Annotated in this window: 4 protein-coding genes; 2 read left to right on the top strand and 2 right to left on the bottom strand. The window is 61.4% G+C overall.

All coding sequences use genetic code 11. The annotated features are described in order from the left end of the window. Positions 1-170: 170 nt before the first annotated feature. Entirely contained in the window at positions 171-1,388 is a 1,218-nt protein-coding gene (locus JYJ84_RS32045) for an LLM class flavin-dependent oxidoreductase (protein ID WP_122950611.1), read from the bottom strand. 316 nt (positions 1,389-1,704) lie between these two features. Next, entirely contained in the window at positions 1,705-1,971 is a 267-nt protein-coding gene (locus JYJ84_RS32040; RefSeq protein WP_226215264.1) for a hypothetical protein, read from the bottom strand. A gap of 50 nt (positions 1,972-2,021) precedes the next feature. Here JYJ84_RS32040 and JYJ84_RS38060 point away from each other — a divergent pair, with 50 nt between their 5' ends. Further along, positions 2,022-2,498 (top strand): hypothetical protein, encoded by a 477-nt coding sequence (locus JYJ84_RS38060; RefSeq protein WP_236027341.1) that lies wholly within the window; start codon positions 2,022-2,024, stop codon positions 2,496-2,498. A 361-nt stretch (positions 2,499-2,859) separates the two neighbouring features. Then, positions 2,860-3,069 carry a hypothetical protein gene (locus JYJ84_RS32030; protein ID WP_175220363.1) on the top strand — a complete coding sequence of 70 codons (210 nt, stop codon included), beginning with the start codon at positions 2,860-2,862 and terminating at the stop codon, positions 3,067-3,069. Positions 3,070-3,351: the final 282 nt, after the last annotated feature.

The following is a 3,351-nucleotide window of genomic DNA, read 5'->3' as shown; positions in this document are numbered from 1 at the left end:
AGCAGCGCGCCGACGCTCGTCGGCAGCAACGCTTTGCGGGGGAGGGGGCCTTTATGCATGTCGATAGGTCGTGAGGTCTCCCGGCGGACGGGCGCAACGCGCCGTCCGGCCGTGGTGGTCGGATGAGCGGCGCGCGGGCGGACCGCGCGCGGGAGAGGAGCGCGCGGCGCTTACTGGTTCGCGGCGCGCAGCGCGACGGCGTCGTCGGCCGCTGGTCCGGCGGGCGTGAAGCCGGCTTCGTCCTGCGTGTCGGCGCGGAAATGCGGCAGGATGTGTTCGCCGATCCGGTACGCCTCTTCGAGGTGCGGATAGCCGGCGAGGAAGAACATCGACAGGCCGATCGCGTGGTATTCGCGAATCCGCGCGACGACGTCCGCGTAGCTGCCGACGAGCGCGCAGCCCGGCGGAATGCCGATATAGCCGAATCCGGACCACACGTTCGGGTGGATGAAGAAGTCGTCGAAACTCGGCGCGTCGGCCTGCGCGTATTCGTGCTCGTAGCTGAGCCTGCGCGCGGAGCGCAGCCCCGCATGCGCGGCCGCCGCGCGCGCCTTGCCGGTCGCAATGCCTTCGTCGAAGAAGCGCTTCGCCTCGTCGCGCGCGAGCGCATCGGTCTCGCGCGCGATCACGTCGATCGACATGCCGAAGCGGATCGCGTCGGCGCGCCCGTGCCGGCGCGCGCGATCGCGCACGTCGTCGATCAGGGCGCGGACGTCGTCCGGCCGTTCAGCGCGCATCAGATAGTAGTCCGCATGCTTCGCGCCGAATTCGCGCGCGGCCTCCGACGAGCCCGCGGTGCAGATCAGCGGCAGCTCGGCCTTCTTCAGCGGGCCGCGCAGCCCGCCGCCGTCCGCGCGGTAGAACTTGCCTTCGTAATGGAACGATTCGTTGTTCCAGTAACCTTTCACGACGTCCATGAATTCGTTCGCGCGCAGATAGCGATCATCGTGCGCGACGAAATCTCCGACCTGCCGCTGGATCGCCTCCGAACCGCCGTTGATGATGTTCCATGCAAGTCGATTGCCCGTCGCGCGCTGATAGGTTGCAGCCATCTGGACGGCATTCCAGGGCGTCAGGTGATACGGCTGGAATGCACTGACGAACTTCAGGGTGCGTGTCTCTCGTGCGAGCAGGGAGCATACGGTCCATGGCTCTTCGCCGGTCGGTGCGTTGACCATCAAGATGCCGGAGAAGCCGTTGATTTCGGCCGCGCGCGCGACTTGAGACAGGTAGTCGATATAGGTGAACGGATCTCCGACCTTGAAGCGCGATACTGCGCCGGTGGCGGCCTCTCCTGAACCGTGCCAGTCGCCGCGATTGCGACCGTCTCCGGGCATGAACTGCGTCTCGCCGTGCAACGGGAGGCGGGAGAAGAATTTGATGCTCATCGATGTCCTGTTTGTGTCGTTGAAATTCGAGCGTGCGTCGAATGACGCCGGATTCGGATCGCTCATCATCGAAGCTTCAAGCAGTTACCATGCCAGCGGCAATGCGATTTGCCGTTGTTTCGCCATACGATGTAAATCTCCAATAGAGACCGGTATGCGAATGAATCGGCGGCGCTGGTCTATCGATTTTCGGAAGCAAGATTTCACGAAGTGTTGGTGCAGAAACACCCGGAAAACAGATCTTGATCGCATTGCAGCAACGCCGGATCGTGCTGCTTCGAGCGGATGCGCGTCTTTGGATCGGCCACATTCGCGATTAAAGACGCTTCGGCGAGCAGACCGGCACGATCGTCTCGCCGGCGAGCACGCGCTTCACGAACGGAATCGAATCAGCGAGCGACGCGTTCACGGTGCCGTTGGGTTCGCGGCCCGCATACAGATGCGCGTTGACCGTCGTGCCTGCCGCATACGCATCCTTCGCGAGTGCGAGCTCGAGCGAAACGGCGCGCCCTGATGGCGTCGACGGCGCGATCGATCCGCATGTGCGCCGCTGGCACGATTGCTGTTGATTCCTTTGCCGCATGCCGTCATCCGGCGGCACGATTCGTTCAACCGGAAAAGGAATCCGCATCCGTGTCAGTCACCCAAACCATCGACAGCCACGAACTCGTGGCCTTCGTCGAACGCGAGTCGCGCGAGTTCGCGCAGGCCGCGCGCGTGCTGAAGGACACGCGCACGCTGTCCGCGACGAATACGTTCCAGGCGTTCCAGCGCGTGCCGGGCACGGAGCTCGTCGTCGCGTTGTCGGCGCCGAGCCCGTGGGCGGCGTCGCAGGAGACCCAGCCGGTCGTCGTCACGTTCGATGGCGACATGCTGCACGGCGACGCGCGCGCGGGCGGCAACGGGCCGCGCTACGGGGCAGGTTTCGATTTAAGGGCAGTTCTCTTGGACTCTATTTCCGCCAGGGCGCCGGCTTGCCGGACTTTACGACGGTTGAGGCCACACAATGGCAGTTCTCTAGCCATGTCTGGCGGAGCGAACTGGCGCACGCGATCCTCAAGGAACTGGAGTCCAACGGGCACGCGTTCCAAGGTTTGGGTTCGCGAGTAGGGTGTCTTGGTAGAGGCAAGAAGTTGTACTTGACCCGCAACCTCCCAGAGTCCGTGTGACAACTTTCGTGTGCCTATGTCGTCATCCGTTACCGTATGGCGGACGGTAAACCGGGCGGCGGTTTCTTGCGAAGATTAGCTTTGTTGACCGCGCATCAACGCCGACGCTAATATGAAATGGCCCGCAGACAGCGGCCTGCGAGGAGTTGAGGCAGCCGTTGGAAAAGGTGAGCTGCGAGAGGTATTTTGTGCTCATCTTACGGCGATGGCGCTGGCTGCATCCGACTTTCCCGATGCTGCTGTTGGTACTGCGAAAGCGACACCGGGTTTGCCACCCTGAAACAGGATTTAGGAGGATCGAAATGTCGAAAGATCACGACAAAGCCTCACACGGATCGCAGGACGCACGCCGTCATAAACTCGACCATCAAACAAGAAACGAATGGCTGGGCAGAGACGCCGGCCTTCAGGAGGCATGGCAAAAATCCGGTATGACGCGAGATGACTTTATCCGGCACAACGAGGACATGATCGATAAGGTTATCTTCGAAAGGCTTGACGCAGATCGATAAGTCGAGGGATCTTCTGAAAAGATGCAGGCGCTGCTCGAACTGTCACTGTTTTTCGTGCATATGATGCCTCTGTCCGGGCGATTACCCGCACAAACAGGGAGGTCGTTGCCCACATCGCGTGGGTAGCGGTCGTCACGGTTTTGCCGTTGCTCAACATCGTCTCCTTTCTTTTGCTGGGAGAGAGAGTTGTTCACGAGGCTGTGTTGACACGACCTGTCCCAGTTCAACGGGATTGCCCGGTTCTCACTGATTTTACATAATACCTATGATCAACATTTTTGA

Source organism: Burkholderia sp. LMG 13014, assembly GCF_905232215.1.
Taxonomy (GTDB): domain Bacteria; phylum Pseudomonadota; class Gammaproteobacteria; order Burkholderiales; family Burkholderiaceae; genus Burkholderia.
The sequence above is the reverse complement of the archived record's forward strand: the minus strand, read 5'-3'. Positions and strand labels throughout refer to the sequence as shown.